Below are 18,208 nucleotides of genomic sequence, written 5' to 3' on the forward strand. Positions count from 1 at the left end.
ATACTCCAATCTAAATCAGGCACTTATTCTTGTGTTTTATAGGTGTCTGATATTAATTCATTTTTGAAATAAGGTATAAGGAAAAAGGGCGGCCCAAATTACTGCTATTTTTCACATTTTGGGCCACCCTCTGTTAGGAGACTTTATGTATCGCTATTTACCGGTTTGGCTTCTTTTAACCCGATCGCGGACAAATACGCCTGCCCCCGCCAGGCCGGCCAGCATAAGAATCAGAATAAACGCGCCGGTCGGACTGTCATCCCCGGTTTGAGGGGTTTGACTTACCGAATTACCGCCGGAACTGTTCTGTCCGGAATCGTCCGAACCGTTCTTGTCCCCGGAACTCTGGTTATTATTCGAATTCTGATTATTCGAATTCTGGTCGTCCTTATTCTGGTCATCTTTGTTCTGGTCATCTTCTCCCGGCTTGGCCGGGTCTTTTTCCTTCAGTCCGCCCAGGGCGTCGGTCAGTCTTTTGACGGCCTCTTCCACCCTGGCGAATCCTGATGTCTTGTCATGAAAGACCACCTGGCCGAATTCCACAGCGCCTTTCAGAACATCCGCAGTATCCTGTGTGTATTTGGACAAATCCTTATCTCCCGCTTCCCGCAGCAGCTCCTGAAGCTTTGACTTATCCGGTTTGACTCCGATCTTCTCGATCGCTTCGCTTAAACGGACACACCGCTCATTGACCGTCTGCTGTGTGGCATTGTCGTCGCCCATACAGGCCAGCGCTTCCTCTAAAGCCGCTTCCAGTTCAGCCTTCGCCTCTTTCACGGCTTCTGTATATTCAGGTCTCTTTTGCAGCGCTTGCGCCTGCCCTATGAGTTCTTCCAACTTTTGCTTATCTGCGGTTACCCGGTCATCCACGACCTTCACATTCACGGATCCGCTTACTCCGTTACCTGCCGTGGCGGTTACCTTACCTTCACCGGGTTCCTTCGGTATCAACATACCGTTCTTCACATCCGCAATGTTTGCCGGTTCTACCTTCCACGTGAGGGAAGGATCCGCCGCATCAGCCGGAAGAACCGTTACCTGAAGCTTCATCCCCTGCGTCCTACTCATAGGCACTTCATACAGCTCCCGGTCAAACCGGATGTCGGTCACCGGTTTCTGCAGGTTCAGATTCAATTCGTAGGTTCGGCTGTTAACGCCGTTCTCCGCGGTTACGATCAGTTTCGCAGGCGTCCCCGGCAGGCCGGATTGAATCAGGGTCACGGAAGCGTTGTTATCCACCTCCGCACGGATCTCAGGCGTTTCCCGCTCTGTCTGCACCGCGTATTGCAGCGTTTCATTGGCAAAATTCGGAACAGGATTTCCGTCAACCAGTATGTTCTGCACGTTAAAGTCATCGTAAGACTCCACCAGCTTTTCATATGCGCTCATTTCCGTGATACCCAGATATTTTCCGGACTGCGCCTCCATCTTAATCCGGATCGCATAGGTTTCCACCGTGTCAAAAGTAAAGTGGGCCGTATCATTTTCTGGAATTGCATCCGGTCCGGTCAGATTTTCCACGTTTGCCCAGTTGGCGTCGTCGTTCAGCATATGATCGGAAGGAACCACTTTTGCCGTGGCCTCGTCCATGGGCGTCTCCACCGTATCTGTCACCAGGTACTGGATCTCATAGGATTCCGGGAATTCGGTTCCGCCGCTGTCCCGGTAAAAATCGATATCCAGATTATCCACAAATTTTTTCTGAGGCGTGTCCTTGCCCATGATCACGGCTACCCAGTCCCCGCCGCGGGCGGGTGATACGTAATTCGTCCACCGGTTTACCGGATCATTACCATAACTGACCAAATTATCGTTGATGGCGTCGATCCGGTCGTTCCCCATGGGATGGGAGTTTGTATAAGACGCCACAGCTCTCGGCCAATAGTATCCCTGCAGGTAGCCAAGCAGATTATCTCCGGCGGCCGTGTCAGCTGAGACTCGGACCTGAATGCAGGTCCGCAGCGTACCACCGTCTCTGGTCTGCGCATCACCGACTGTTCCGAACACCGTAAAAGTCTGTTCTTCTTTTAACAGTTCTCTGTCATAAGCATCCCAGGTTACATCCACGTCATCCGTAGTCCCGTCACTATAATATAATCTTGCCTTCGCCGGCAGAGCCGGCGCCGTTCCAAGCGGGGTAGCGGCGGAAAAGTTCTGAACCCCCAGCAAGCCGTTGACGATTACTTTCGCTTCAGGCCTTTTTCCCTGCCGGTCCACCGTACCGGATACGATAAATTCTCCATACTGCGCATACTGCTCTTCCTTGATCTCGTCCCAGACTACATCCACATATTTTGTGAATCCGTTATCGAATGTGGCGCGGATACGATCCGGCAGAACCGGTTTCTCCCCTTTCTTTGTCTCTACCTGGACTGCTTCATAGGAAGTGATGATCTGCGGTTCCGGGTTCACGGCGATGTCGATGGTAATCGGCGAGGATTCCACCGTAGTCCCCTGGTAGGTCACGGATACTTTAATCTCCACGGCTCCCGCCTGGTAGGCATAGAATCTGCCGTTGATCACTTCTCCCTCTCCGGTAACGTTGGTCACCGTATAACGGATCTCATCCAGAGTTCCGGCTGCGACTGGTTCGCCGTCCTCCAGCAGGGCTTTTATAGTAAGAACTCCGGTTTCATTTTCTTTGATCTGTTCCGTTTCCAGGGACAGTTCCGCCGATTTAAGAAGCGGCGGCAGCTCGGTATAGGTAATATAATATGCTTTTTTCGTGACATTATCTTCTGCGGTAACTTCCACAACAGCCGTCCCGTTCTTATCGTCCGCCTGGACGATCAGCAGGCTCGCGTTGCTTCCCTCCGGCAGGCTGGCGCTTACCTGCGGGATCGGCTGCGCATAAGTCAGCTCCATCGTATAAGCCGACCGCTCCGGATCAAACCCGTCTAACGCCTCGCCGTCAACCGTGATACTCTCAAGCGTGACATCGGTATCCGGTATCACACTTGGCGTCTTGGCCGGAGCGAATACTTCGATCTCCGATACGCCGCTGTTTGCCTTTGTCGTGTTATAGATATGCAGCCGGATCTCCTTCGCCTGGACCGGATCGAAGGCTATGGTGTTCTTTGTAAATCCCTCGGTTCCGAAATCAGCACGGTTTACTTTATCCTGGTTTGCCACCTGCGTCCAGGCACCCTGTTCATTCTTATACTCTACCACAGCCCGTTCCGGAATCACTGTGTCATAGGAGGTAAAGAAATAAACGTCCATGGAGCTGATCTCATAGGTATCGTCAAACTCGATCGCGATCCAGTCGTCGCCGACAGACCCGCCGCCGCTTCTCCAGTTCGTCCATCTGGAACTGGATCCGATCACACCGTCGATCGCCTTCTCCGCCGGATCGGTGCCGGAAGCATAGCTGCAGGTCGCTTTGGGCAGACCGGTGTTCTTCTCATTCCGGGAGATCAGAAGCGTAGGATACACCTGTTGCCCCACACGGATATAGGCCTGCGCTTTCATCGCGGTGATCCCGGTCACCGTACCGGTCAGCTGCAGTACCTTTTCCTGGGCCACATCTTCCGCTGAGATCTGTCCATCCCAGACAACGCCCGCTTCTCTTTGCGTTCCATCCGTATATACCACCATGGCTGTTTTAGGGAGCTCAGGAATCACGCCAATCGGGGTTACCCCCCTGTATTCTCTGATCGTAGCGACGCCCACCATCTTCACGGTAATACGGACGGTATCCCCCGTGTCGGCAACTTGTCCGTTTACCGTAAAGCTGCCCGCTTTGTCCGCGCTGCCGTCCGGAATCGGTTCCCACCGGACCGCAAGCTGGCGGCTGCCGGACAGGTTATACACGGCTTTTACCGTTTCGGGAAGCGCCACTTCTTCGCCTATGTTTGCCGTAACCGTAGGGATCTCATATCCCAGCAGCACGTCCAAATCCCTGGATTCTTCCGCGATGGTAAAACAGGTAGTCTGACTGCCCTTCAATCCCACAGAGGATGCGCTCAGGGTGAAGGAGCCAGCATCCTTTGTCGACTGGACGATCACCAGCGCTTTTCCGCTGAATGCCTTTCTCTTGTTATCCTTGTACAGTTCGTCTACCGCGATGGCATTTCCGTTGTCCACACCGACGATCTTCCCGTTCCCGGATATCCGGAAGTTAACCATGTTATCCGCAGTGGGAACGAAATTACCATCCTTATCCAGGATGTCTACGGTAATGTAGGACAAATCCCGGCCGTCTGCAGTGATCACTGTGCGGTCCGGCGTCAGTTTAATACCGGCCGCCTCCCCGGCCGTCTGTTGTATATCTTCAGCTATGATGTTATCATCCGCGTCTTTTGCCACAGCCTTTAGCGTACCGGCTTCAAACGGCACCTTCCAGGTCAGATAGATGTTCCCGTCCGCTGCCTCCTGGTAATCCATTCCGTAATCTGTCGTTTTCTGCAAAAACTCTTTTTCACCCAATGTCTCCCCGTTCAGGAACAGTTCCACCTTAGGCGCGTTGGAGTAAATGTTCAGTACCACCTCTTCCCCTTCTTCCCAGTTCCAATGGGGAATGATATGAACCATCGGATTCTCTTTTACGGAGGTCCAGATGCTCTGATAGATATAGAACGCGTCCTTCGGGAAACCGCAGGTGTCCACCGCTCCAAAGTAAGAGCTCTTAGCCGGCCACCGGTTAAAATAGGGCGTCGGTTCTCCCAGGTAGTCAAAGCCTGTCCACATGAATTCGCCGGCGATAAATTCCCGGTCTCTGTATTCCTTCCAGGCCGTCTGGATCGTACTTCCCCAGCTTACGCGGTCCACATCGTAGGAAGACTGCTGCATATCATCATGATTATCCGCCACCCGTTCCACGCCCGGATGCGCGTATACGCCGCGGCTCCTCGTAGCGGATGCCGTCTCCGTGCCCAGTATGATCCAGTCCGGATAAGCCGCATGGGCGGTGTCATAATTGTGTTCCGCATAGTTAAACCCGGCGATATCGGATTCGTCCGCCACCTTCGCCGCTGTCCCGTTGGGGTCAAAGCCGCCCAGCCAGTTGTTGAATCCCTGGACGGTATAGCGGGTCGGATCGATTTCCTTCACCCACCGATTCAGATTTTTGGCTGTCTGTACCGAGATTCCGCTGATCTCATTGCCGATGGACCAGGCGATGATACAGGGATTGTTCTTTCCCCGGTCTACCATCGTCTTGATATCGAATTCCGCCCATGTCATGCCGGGTTCGGCCGACGGATCCGTCGCCGCCTTGTCGAAGAAACGCCCATAATCGTTGGTTCTCTTACTGCTCTCCCAGCAGTCAAAGGCTTCGTCGATCACCAGCAGACCCATTTTATTACAGATATCCAACAGTTCGTCCGCCGCGGGATTATGGGTGACGCGGATAGCGTTCACGCCCATCTCCTTCATGGTCTCCATCTGCCGTTCGATCGCCCGGTAATTGGCCGCAGCCCCGAGAGAACCCTGATCATGATGCATACACACGCCGAACAGTTTCATAGACTTCCCATTCAGGCTGAAACCGTGGTCCGGATCAAACTGGTACCACCGGAATCCAAAATCCGTCTTGTAGGTGTCTACGGTTACCCCCTCTTCCACGACTTCCGTCAGAACATAATACAGATTCGGATGGTCATTATCCCAAAGCTTTGGTTTCGCCACGGGGACCGTCTGTTGATAATCGGAGCTTTCTCCGGCAGGTATCGCGGTGCTTTCTGATTCCACCGTTTCGCTGGCCGACTTGCCCGCGGCATCATAAACCGTCGTTTTCACCACCGCGTTGGTTTCTGCCGGCTTATCATTACTGACCGTGGTCCTGACCTGCACGTTTACCGTGCCGTTTCCATATTCCTGTTCAATATCAGGCATCGTCACATATGTACCATAGCGTTTCACATGAACCGGCTGAGTCACAGTCAGGTTCACGCTACGGTAGATACCGCTGCCCGCGTACCAGCGGCAGGTAGGCTGATCATTCACCGCCTTAACGGCGATCACATTTTCCGTGACTCCGTCCGCAGCCAGCAGATCCGTGATATCATAGGAAAATGGAGAATATCCGTAAGGATGGTTTCCCACATAAGTCCCATTCACGTAGACGCTGCTGTCCATATATACGCCGCCGAAATCTATGGTTACGGTCTTTCCCTGCATGGACGGCGGAAGCACAAAATGCTTACGGTACCACCCGGTGCCTCCGTTCAGGAACCCCTCATTGCTTCCGCCCGGCGAGTGTTCATCAAAAGCGAACTCCACACTCCAGTCGTGAGGCAGGCTGAGTTCTTTCCAATCCGCGTCGTCATACTCTTTGTTCTTGGCATTGGCTTCATCCCCGTAATGAAACAGCCAATCTTCGTTAAACGCAATACTCCGGCTGCCATCCAGGACAATATCCTGTACGGAAGCCATCGCGCGAAGGTCTTCCTCCCTGATTTCCGGCTGTTCCTCCTTGCGCTCTTCCTCCGGCGTCGGCGTAGTTTCGTCTTTCTCCGGCGCGGCCAGGGCGCTCATGCCTCCTCCCAGCAGCATAACCGCCGACAATAATCCGGCCAGACTAATCCGCAGGTAACGTGCTAACTTAAGTCTCATAATCTCCCTCCTATTCTCAACATTTTATCTCCATTATAGATTTCCTCTCTCCCTCAAAACATAGGATATTCTCTTGAATACTAACGTTTTACTATGTTCTTCCATATAGGCCCGGGAAGGGACATCGCCGCGCGGAAGTTTCATGTCTAACGGGTAAGGACCGTGAATCACCCAGTCCTCTTCCCTGAGTTCTTCCCGGTCCTGAAGTCACCTTCTTATACTATCGTGTTTCTCTCATCCACTTTCTTCTGAACAGAAGTAGGAATACAGCGATCCCCATGGCCGCTGCCGCCGGTAGAACCGGCGCCGTGTCGCCGGTCTGCGCCGGCGCTGCCTGACGGTTCTCCGAACTGCTGTCGGAATCGTCGGAGCCGGACTGGGACTGATGCTTCTCACCCGAGTCCTCTCTCGGCACTTTTTGAAGGCCTGCAATGGCCTGTTCCACCTTGGCGGCGGCATCTTCGATCTGTTCTTTGGTGGCGTTGTCATCTTCCGCTACGATATGTGCCGCAGTCAGAGCCGTCGTAAGCAGCGCGTAGCTTTCCGGTGTGAAATCCGCCCTCCGGTACAGCGCAGCCTTTTGAATGGCTTTGAACAGGATTTCCTTGTCCTCTTTCACTCTTGCTTTGGCATTCTCTTCCGCCAGCAGCCTGCAGATGTCATCGACTTCCTGTTGCGTGGCATCCGTCTTATTGAGAACCTCTTTCGCCTGTTTTAATACGGCGGCGATACCGGCAATGGAATTCGGCATAAAATCACCGGAATTGGCCAGAATAAATTCTGCCTTCCGTATCGCGCTTATCAGAGCTTTCTTGCCGCTTTCCCCTGACAAGCGTACCAGTTGGGCAAACGCTTCCTGCAATGCTTTGAAGGCCTCTTTGACCTCTTTTTCACCGGCATCATCATCCAGTTTATTCGCATTTGCTATAGCGGTTGAAAGGACGGCATAGCTGTCTTTTGTATAATTTTCCGCTTTCAGTTCCGTCAGGGTATTCACTAATACCTTAAGGTCGCTGCGGTCTACGATATCTTTTAGATTCACGATCGCTTCCAGCAGCCGGTCCGCAGCATCATTGACCACATCCTGGCCTGCTTCAGGATTTCCCTGTACGGTGAGCGCATTTGCCAGTGCTTTTTCCAGCTTCTCGGCCTTGCCCGGACGGATGTTGGTGGTGTCGATGTCCTGCGCCCGGTTGATCAATGCGTCCAGTTCCTTTTTATTTGCCGCGTCTTTCAGAGCCAGACGGCTGGCCAGCAGCTTGTTATATGCTTTGTTCATGTCCGAAGCGCCGACATTTTCATCTGTCAGAAGAGGTCTGACCTCCTCCACTACCTTCTGTAATTCCTTCCAGCTGGCAGGGGTATAATCCGCTTCTTTCAGGCTGTCGCACTCATCGACGAGGCCCTGCAGTTGTTTGGGATCTCCCTTGGGGATGAGATCGAGATAAGCCTGCTCCAGCTCACTTAATGCTCCGTCTACCGCATCCTGGTCCGCCGCGGGATTGGCATATGTATCATTCGCATTGGTCAGCGCGTTACGGAAAGCTTCCCAGCTCTTCGGAGTGTAGAGACCGTTATTCTCTTCTTTCCCATACCGCTCACAGGCATCTTTCAGCTTATCCTTCTCCGCTGTGATAACGGGCGTTTTACGGATTGTCAGACTGTATACCGCCATCTGTTTGGGATCCAGGTTTTTAATGGTGATGGTGTGGCTGCCTTCCCCCAGGTCTTCGCTCTTATAGAGCAGTACGTCCCGCTGGGTCTTGGTATCCGCACAGTCGACGGTAGCCACGGCGTTACCGTCGATTTGGATCTCAGCTCTGCCGTAGTTGGATGCCCGGTTTCCGTTCAATTCCACGATATTTCCTTCAAAGGTATAGGACATCTGGGCATTGGCCTCGTTTGTCTCCCGGCTGTCATTCCGGCTGGTCATGACCATGCCAATCTTGTCCTGCTTTTCCCATGTTCCGGTTACCGTCCAGCCGTCGCTGACACCCGGCACGAAGGTGATCTGGTCCGGATTGGCCGGCTTGATGCGTTCTACTTTAATGACCGTATCCAGTTCATGCCAGTCTTCGCCTTCCGGAAGGGTAATGTCATAGCCTGCTGCCGTCTTTTGAAACGTCACGTCCATTGCCGTACCGTCATATTTCAGCAGCTGGGCTTTGCCGCCCAGTACGCTTCGGTCCTCCGTAGCCGGTATGGAGATGGTAGAGGAACCTTTTGGCGGAGCTGTAATATGAAGATAGACATGTTTCCCGTCCTTCGACTCGGTGGATACTCCCCAGTCTTCCTGTGCCAGCCAGGAATTGTGTTTTGTGGTATAAGCCTGTCCGGGTTTGGTGTTTTTAATCGACTCTGCCACCGGATCAATATATTGCTGATTCATAGCGGTGAATTCAGATAAAATGTTACCTTCCCAGATATTACCGTTGGTCTGCTCCTCTGCCGTTCCCGGGAAACATCCCATCGACAGGGCGACACCGCCCGTTCTGGATACGGATGCTGCCGCAACTACATAAAGGAACAGATCTTCTTTTGCCACCTTCATATCATTGGCTTTGTTTGTCGCCCACCAGCTTTTGGCCACAACCTGCGCCGCCTGATTTTCATTCACTGTCCAGGTTCTGCCGTCATCGTTCTTAGCATCGGGATTATAATAGGTATCCGCAAAATTATATAGTTCCTGGCACCGGTAGGAGAGTGAAGTCCATTCCGGATAAGGATTTTTCTGGCGGTTACTTCCCACGTTTCCGATCAATGCGAGTCCCGGATCATAGGCCAGAAAAGCCTCTTTGTACTGATCCTGGTCGATCACGCCGTGGGTGGGACCATAAGTCCCGGCAGGTCCGTGGATAAAATATCCGTCAAACCAGAAGCCTTTTACCTTACCCGCGTACCGGCTGGCAAGTTCATCGGCCTGCTCCAACTGGAACTGGTTATAGCGTTCGTGATCCCCGTTCGCATCACCCTGGCAGTCGTCCCAGCCGGTCAGTTCCCGATCCTCCGCGCTCCAGTACAGGCCGTCTAATTCACACAGATACAGGTGCAGATCGATGTCATAAGGCGCCAATGCCTGATATAATTCTTCCACCACATCCACATCGTCCGTATATGTTTTGACCCCGGGAGTGGTTCTCCTGTCATCTCTCCAGCGCTTCATGGTTTCGCTGGGGTACAGGTTCCTCTGCTGGGAATGAGCCACGGTGAAAATAACATACTCAAAGCCCATGTCATGCACATCTTTGGCAAACTGCTGCGCGTCGAAGTCTTCCGCCAGCACATCAATATCATTTACGGTGTTACCGTTCGTGTCCTTGGTCAGCCCTGCCACATAATGTACGAACAAACCGTATTTATGCTCCTCAAATCGTTCCCGCTCGGCCTTCGCCTCTTCTTCGGATACCAGAGGCCCGTCGTATTCCGGCGACAGAGGTACGGACAGAGTACGCTGCAGCGTGTTCTCCTGCTGTTCCTGATCGGTCAGTGTAAAGGTCACATCGACCATCAAATCCCCGGATCCTTTTACCGGACGTTTTAAGATCGTGCCGTTTGTATCTATATATCCCTCCGGACTGGTGCTGTCGATAGTAATCTTATATTTGTCCGGGATGGTCGGAAACTGAAGCTTGCTCTGGTCGCGCAGGGGTTTGTAGATCAGTGATGTCCTCTTTACGATCTTTTCAAACTCCAGCGCGCTGATATCCTTAAGCGTTCCCCGCACGGCGATATTGTCGAAGGAAGCCTGGGTGCCCATACTGATAAAACCAAAGTACCCGCCTGTATAGCTGGAATCTGTCCATGTCAGCACGAGCTGGTCATTGAGGTACAGCAGGATCTGATGGGTGGCTGCCACATAGGAGACTTTGACATGAACATTCTGGCTGGTATCCACTCCGGCCGGAATGTTTACATACTGGTAAGCTCCATCTTTACAATACTGGACCTGACTTCTTCTCAGATTTATATAATAACAGCCCGCGTCAAAGGAACCGGATACGGCAGGGCTAGACATGTTAAACTGGATACCTGCCGCTCCGTTGGCAAAAGAACTTACGTCAAACTCGTAATCCGCGTCGCCTTCCAGATAATACGTGTTATCCGCCGGCGCGAACTGCATAGTGCTGGTATTATTCAATGTAAGCCGTCCGTCAGCAATGGCAGGGGTATTCTGGACCAGCTTCCATTTGGATAGATCTCCGGAGAAATCATCCTCGAATACCACGGGAAGCTCAGCTACCCTCTTGGCTGTTCCTTTCACGACAAAGTTGGAGAACCGGGCCTGATTGCTCATGCTTACCAACCCGCAGTAGCCTTCCAGATATGTCTGGTCTTTATAAGTAATCATCGAGGTATCCATCTTCAGGGCTTCCGCTTCGTTCAAATATACATGAACCGCCTGATCGGCCTTTGATACTGTAATTTTCATATGTATGTCCTGGGCCAGATCAAGGCCCTGCGGAAGGCTGGCGTTCTTCCAGTTACTGTTGGAGCCTACACAGTATTGCAATGAACCAGGACGCAGATTCACATAGAGCCCATTATCGGCGTATTTACCGGAGGCCACCGGATTCTGCATGTTGAATTGAAGTCCCGCGGCTCCGCTGCTTCCTATATTTACGTCGAATTCATAAACCGCGTCACCGGTCAGATAGAGATCCTTGGGCGAAACCTGGAGGTTGCCTCCCGCGGATTTCATCTTTCCGTCAGATACCGAAGGATTCCCCTGAACCGTCTCCCATTTAGACAGATCTGTCGTGAAATCATCCTGGAATACCGTGTTCAGTTGATCTTCCGGTGATATTTTCGTTCCTTCCACCGTAAAATTCTTAATTTCGGCCTGGGGATTCGTGTTCATCGCAACTAATCCGAAATATCCGGAAGTCTGTTTTGTATCCGCAACCGCAATCAGGGCCTGGGCCAGCGCCTTGTCGTTGAAGGATACTTCGATCACACCACTTTCCTGATAGGTGATGGCCGCCCGGTTAAAATCGTTTGTTTTGAAATCCTCAATCTGTCCGGATCCTAACTTGGTTTTGGCGGATCCGTTGGAACCGAAGAGATCTACCTGCCCGGTCTGGCTCACATTCATGATATAGCCTGCCGTATCCCAGTTATTGATTCCGGTCTGCTTCATATTAAACTGCAGGCCCAGGGAACCGGAAACTATTTTGAAATCATATTGGTAAACGGCGGACCCGGTCATCTGAAAATCCGGGGAGATCTGGACATTCTTGCCGGATTCGGAGTTAATCTTTATGATATCTCCATCAATGCTTACTTTATCCTTGTTCTGGACATTCGTCCAATTATCCAGATTCAGAGCATCCGCTGCAGTAAATATCGCGTTATTTCTGGTTTGCTGTGGTGCTGCCAGCACACCCGCCGCAGAGGTTAAGCCTGACTGTACTGGTGTAAATGCCTGTTCGGCAGGAACAGTATTGCTCCCAGACGGCTCTGTACCCACGCTTGGGTCCTGTCCCGCTATCCCTTCCTGAATCTGTTCTTGGGTTGGGTCTGTGGCCTTATCTGCGTTTGTACCAGTTGCCGAGGTTTCCTCTGCGTCTGACACTGTATTTCCCTTGTCTCCTATTTCCTCTGTATCTGAACTGTTTTCTAAATCACTATTCTGTACAGTTTTATTTTTGTTCTCTTCTGAATTCGCTGTATTATTTGTATTGGATTGAATTGTCCCATCCTTTCCATCTGTATCTTTTATATTCTCTGTATTTCCATTCGTTTGAGTTCCATTCGTTTGAGTTCCGGGTGTCTGCTGCTCCATCTGCTCTGCAATTCCAACCCCCGGCGCCGCCTGGGCATTCATGTCCACTGCCTGGGCGGCCATCATAGTGCATACCATCATAACACTGCACCATTTTTTCCAATGTAATGGTGTTCTTTTCTTGATTACTCCCATATTCCCGCCTCTTCTCCTCTCTTATTGCCAATCGTTGAAAAATAGGACAGACAGTCTCCGCTGCCTGTCCCTGTTCATGATGATTGTATTATCTTCAAAGGTATTCCAATGATTTATCACTTATTTGTTTCATACGACTGCCTGTTCACATTGTCTACTCTCCAGCCTGGGCGCTCAGTCTGAGTTCTTCCAGTCTCTCGACCACCGTATCCACGCCGCCGTTTAAGATCAGATCGGGAATCAGGCTGTTCAGACGATAGTCGTTCATCTCCGCCGGCCATACCACATCGGGCACACAGGTTTCCGACTGGGCCACTACCGTCTTAACGAACGGATCGCTCACTTCCACATCCTTGTTGACCGGAATATAGCCTTCCTGCGCATGGATTCCCTGGATATCGGCCTGGGTAAAAGCTTTGATTACATCCACAGCCGCATCGATATTCTTGCTGGTTTTCGGGATAAAGAAGCAGTTGCCGGCTCCGTTCAGCGCCGGAACGTCGGAAATGCTGGGCCAGGGAACAATAACCGCGTCAATGCCGGACGCCTTCAGTTCGTCGGCGGTCACTTTAGCGCCTGCTCCTATATCGGTCATCATCGCCAGCTTGCCCTGTGCAAAAGCTGCTTTTAACTCATCGCTCTTCACCGTGACAGCACCTTCACCAGGATACATGAAGCCCTCGTCGTACAGTAATTTGATCTCTTCGAGCACTTTTCTGGTCTCATCGCCTTTAAAGGAAAGTTCATGATTTATGTATTGGTCATAGGTGTCTGTTCCAAGAGTTTCGGAAAGCATCGCCTGACGGAACAGCCACTCTCCGTGCTGCAGATCGGAGGAATTGGCAAACGGGGACACTCCGCTGTCTTTGATTTTCTTGCAGGCTTCCTTGAATTCCGCATAGGTCCATTTTTCAGGTATCGTAACTCCCGCGTCGTCCAGGAGTTTCTTATTCGCAATGATTACCGTAAAATTTGACTCCCAGGGTACCGCCACAATCTTGCCGTCCACGGTTGCGGCTTTTAATTTGTCTTCGCCGATCTGGGCTTTCCACTCCGGATCCGCATCCAGATATGGGGTAAGATCCACGGCCGCGTCGGCGAACGTAGCCATATCGTAGGGATTATAATTATAAATATCACAGGGATCTCCGGAGGCCAGGCCGGTCCGGATTACCTTTTCCAGGTTGGCCCAGTCGACCTGAATCGCGTCAATATTGTATTGGTCCTTTACTTTTTCCTGGAGCGCTTCCACCATCAGCGGTCCTGAGGTATACTCGATGACCTTGCCGTAGAACTTAATGGTTGGTTTCTCTCCTGCCGGCGCCTGACTCTCGGCGGGCTTTGCGCTCTGCTCCACCGCCGGTTGTGCGGTCTCCTGAGGCGCTGCGCTTCCCTCTTCCGCCTTGCTGCCGCATCCGGTCATGACCATAGACGCTGCCATAACGGCTGTCAATAATGCTGCTACCATTCTTTTTTTCATAGGATATCTCTCCTTCTCCTTTTTTGTTATATTTATCATAACGACTTGAACCCCATTTTCACAGATAACAGAACTACGATAACTTTCAAATTTCTACGATTCTGAGATTTTTTAACCTCTTTTTCCATGATTACTCTTTCTGTTGTATCTTTGAGAGGTTTTTGATTCATCTCAGTCTGAGGTTTCTCCACCCTTTCTCCGGCTGCGGTATTTTTTAGCATAGAAGACTGCCCCACCACCGGCTGCCGCCAGAAGCAGCAGTAGGATCAACGGGATAACCGGGGCAGCGTCACCGGTCTGAGCTGTCTGCGCAATCGTATCCGTACTATTGCTCTGATCCTGATTTCCGGAATCATTGCTCTGCTGTCTCTGGTCTGTCTTGTCCTCCCGCCCTTCATTCTCATTCTGATTCGGATCCGGCTGTTTGCCGGTGTCTTCCGGCTTCTTTTCCAGCGATTTTACCGCAGCTTGAAGCTTGTCGGCCAGATCCTGTATCTGTTTCTGAGTCAGATCCTCATCAGATGTTTTCAGCAAAGTTTCCGCTTCTGCCGTCAGTGCTTTCAGATTCTGAATACTCTTATCCGTATATTTGCTGTCATCGACTGCCCGCGCGGCTTCCAACGCTTTTTCAAGCGGACTGCGGTCCGGCTTTTCCTTCAGCTCCTGAACCGCTTTCTTAAGATCTTCCCTGGCCTGCTGAACTTCCGTATTCGTGAAGGCCCCTGCATCTTCGGCTATCTTCCTGGCATTCCCAAGAGCCCGGCTGAAATTCTCCCAGCTTTTTTGTGTATAGGAGTCCCAACCCTTCTTTTCCGCTTTCTCAGCTTCTTGTATCTGCTGTAACAGGGCAGATATCTCCTTCGTCCCAGCTTTCTCTTTCAGTCCGGACGCACTGTCAATGAGTTTTTGCGTGGCTGCACCTATCGTTCCTTCGTCCGCCGACAGATCCAGCAATACGGCCAGCGCATCGGCACGCGCGCGGTCGAACGCCGTCCAGGAACCATTGGTATATTTGCCTGCGGTTATCTCCCGTTTTTCATTATATAAGGCCTGGAGCCCGTCTTTTCCGGTTTCCTCCGACAGGTCGTCCGGTTCCGTAAGCGCATGCAGTGCATAGATTTCCAGGTAGGACGCTTCCTTGTTTCTGATCTGAATGGTGTGTTCCCCATTTTCCAATTTTTTTGATCGGAACAGCAGGCAGTTGTCCTCCCGTTTTTCCGTTCTTGCATCGATCTCGGCGGCTTTTTTCCCGTCTATATAGATCTCTGCCTTCCCGTGATCCTTCGCTTTCACTCCGTACCACTCTATGCGGTTTCCTGAAAATGTACGCGTGAAAGTGGCGTCTGATTTATTGGTATAAATATAATCTTTTCTGCTGCCATAGTATGTTGAATAATTTAAACCCTTGAACGGGTTCATCACCGTCCATGCCCCGGTTAGATCTGCTTTGCCGTCCGCGCCGGGCAGAACCACACGCCTGTCAGGCTTCGGCTTTTGAATTCTCTGTACCTTTATCACCGTATCCAGCTCATGAAAGCTTTCCCCCTCCGGCAGAGTGATCCGGTAGCCCTGTGCGGTGCGGTCGAAGCCCACACCAACCTGGGTGCCGTCATATTTCAAAAGAACCGCGTCGCCGCCTAATACACTACGGTCATCTGTGGGCGGTATGGTCATGGTATTGGAGTCCTCCGGATAATTGATGATATGCAGGTATACATCCTTTCCATCCGCAGATTCCATACTGACGCCCCAGCCTTCCCGGTCCAGCCAGGAATTATGGTCGGAACGGTATGCTTTTCCCGGTACCTTATCCTTAATGGACTCCGCTACCGGATCCAGATACTGCCTGTTCATCTGTGTGAAGGTTTCGTATATATTTCCCTCCCAGAGGTTTCCGTTCCTCTGATCCTTTGCCTTTCCGGGAAAATTTCCAAAAGAGACCGCAAGCCCTCCTTCCTCTGACACGGAAGCCTGCATAATAAGGTATAAAAACCAGTTTTCTTTTGAATATTTGCTATTATTCTCGTCTTTCATACTGGCCCACCAGTTGTTGGTGGCGTTTCCGACAGTACAGCAGATGTGATGCCGGTTCGCTCCCCATGTACGGGCGTCATTTATGTTCGCATTGGAATTCAATGTGGTCTGGCCCAGGAGGTAAAGCTCCAGGGATTGTGCATTGCAGGCCGGGGAATCCGGAAACGCCTGATACTGAAAATCCGCGCCTACATTGCCATATAGAATAACGCTTGGATCGTATGCCGTCAGCGTTTCGTGAAACCTTTCTTCGTCCAGGCCAATATGTTCCTGCCCATAATGGATAAAGAACCCGTCAAACCACATTCCCCGGATCTTGCCCTGATAACGTTTCATGATTTCATCCATCAATTCATTCTCGAACTGATCATAGATCTCGTGGCTTCCCTCCGCACTTTGGCCGCATTGGTCCACTCCAGTGTGCAGCTTATCCTCCGCACTCCAGAAAGCGCCGTCTTCCGGACAAATATAAAGGATCAGATCAATTCCGTACGATTCTAACGCCTGATACAGCTCTTCGATCACGTCCCTGTCCGAATAGGTCTTCTCTCCAGAACCTGTGCGAAGATCATCCCGCCACCGCTTACTGACTTCGCTGGGATACAGCAGGCGCTGTCCCGCGTGGGCCACAGTAAAAATCATATATTCCACACCGAAATCATGGGCATCCCTGGCGATTTGCTCCACATCCAGCTGGTCCGCCAGCTCGTCGATATCATTTATCACGTTTCCATCCTGGTCACAGGTCCGGCCTGCGACATAATGATCAAACAGACCGAAGGAATTCCGTTTAAAGTCGTTCATCCGGGCCTCGATCTCTTCCTGGCTCATGGTTGGCGGCGTGTAGACGGCCGAGATCGGTACATTAAGAGTTTTTTCCACAGAGTTGTTACTGGAGTCATCTGTAATCTTAAGTGTAACGCTCACATTTTGGTCCTGACTTCCCTCTACCGGGCGGGAAAGTATACGGCCGTCCGTATCGATCATACCTTCCGGCTCTGTTCTTACTATAGAAACCGAATATCCGTCCGGTACAGCGGGAAGCTTTAAATACTGCTCGTCCCGCAATGGTTTGTACAGGATGTAGATACTGTCCGAAACCTCTTTTAGTCCCATATCCTTGACCGTTCCCCTTACCACGACATTGTCGAACTGCGCCTCACCGTACATACCGAGGAATCCCAGCCAGCCTTCTGTGTGGGGATCCGCATCCTCTATGGAAATCAGCGGCTGATTCATGTCATTATAGTATACCCGGATCTGAGACTCCTCTTTTAGAAATTCAATCTTTGCATGAACCCAGGTATTTATCTCAAAATCAGGGATCGTTTTCTGGTCCAGCTGCTTTCTGCCGGTGGACTGCCCTTTGATCAGATCTACCTTTCCGGCTGAACTGACATTCGCAATATATCCGGTATTCTCATAATTATTTGACGTTTTGTTCGCCATGTTAAACTGGATGCCGGCAGAATTTTTGATAATCTGAAAATCAAACTCACAGACCAGATCGCCGTCATACCATTGTTTTGTGCAAAACTGGGCGTTGCCGTTACCGTTTGTCTTCAGTACGCCATCCTCCACTTTAATAAACTGGGCGTTCTGGAAGGCTTCCCATTTGGAGAAATCTCCTGTGAAGTCATCCTCGAATACAATCGGCAGCTCCTCCGTATTATTCAGATAAAATACCTGCGTGGCAGCGTCTGTCAGGCTCCTATCTATTTCCGGAGTTTGTGTGTCCGCATCGGGAGTCTCATTTAAAGGCGGATCAGTTACCGGGATATTATCTTTTGGTACATTTCCTGATTCATTGAGTTCTGCCGGATTGTTTTCGTATTCCATAGTTGTTTCCTGTGTGACAGCATTTGCCGTCCCTGCTTCTTCTGTAATCGATCCGGGCAGCATCCTTTCAGGTTTTGTTTCTCCTGGATCTTCGGTTCCATCTTCTTGCAGATCCGCACTCAGATTTACATTTTCCTGGATATCCGCATACACCGGATATGTTGGAAATACACTGATGATCAGCATTGCAACCTGCATCGCCGCAATCCATTTTAACACTCGCTTTTTAGACATCGTTTGTTCCCTCCTCTTTCTCTTTACCGACGATTCCTGCAACTACTCTGTTAAGATCAGTTATCGTAGTTTTTTAATTAGACATATATATTTTTCCTCCTTCCTTTTAAGCATGTTAATTAGATCTAATTTTACTTAATACTTTAAGT

Annotated in this window: 4 protein-coding genes; all 4 read right to left on the reverse strand. The window is 51.0% G+C overall.

Features of this window, described 5'->3' with window-relative positions; translation table 11 throughout:
* Positions 1–153 precede the first annotated feature (153 nt).
* Positions 154–6,555 (reverse strand): Ig-like domain-containing protein, encoded by a 6,402-nt coding sequence (locus ABC831_RS04070; protein ID WP_343246967.1) that lies wholly within the window; start codon positions 6,553–6,555, stop codon positions 154–156.
* A 220-nt stretch (positions 6,556–6,775) separates the two neighbouring features.
* On the reverse strand, positions 6,776–12,472 hold the full coding sequence (locus ABC831_RS04075; protein ID WP_343246968.1) for an alpha-L-fucosidase: 5,697 nt from the start codon (positions 12,470–12,472) through the stop codon (positions 6,776–6,778).
* Positions 12,473–12,626: 154 nt separating this feature from the next.
* Positions 12,627–13,952 (reverse strand): ABC transporter substrate-binding protein, encoded by a 1,326-nt coding sequence (locus ABC831_RS04080; protein ID WP_343246969.1) that lies wholly within the window; start codon positions 13,950–13,952, stop codon positions 12,627–12,629.
* A gap of 171 nt (positions 13,953–14,123) precedes the next feature.
* Positions 14,124–18,059, reverse strand: a complete 3,936-nt coding sequence (locus tag ABC831_RS04085) for a family 16 glycoside hydrolase (RefSeq protein WP_343246970.1) — start codon at positions 18,057–18,059, stop codon at positions 14,124–14,126.
* Positions 18,060–18,208 lie beyond the last annotated feature (149 nt).

Source organism: Diplocloster hominis (assembly GCF_032380655.1).
GTDB lineage: Bacteria > Bacillota > Clostridia > Lachnospirales > Lachnospiraceae > Diplocloster > Diplocloster hominis.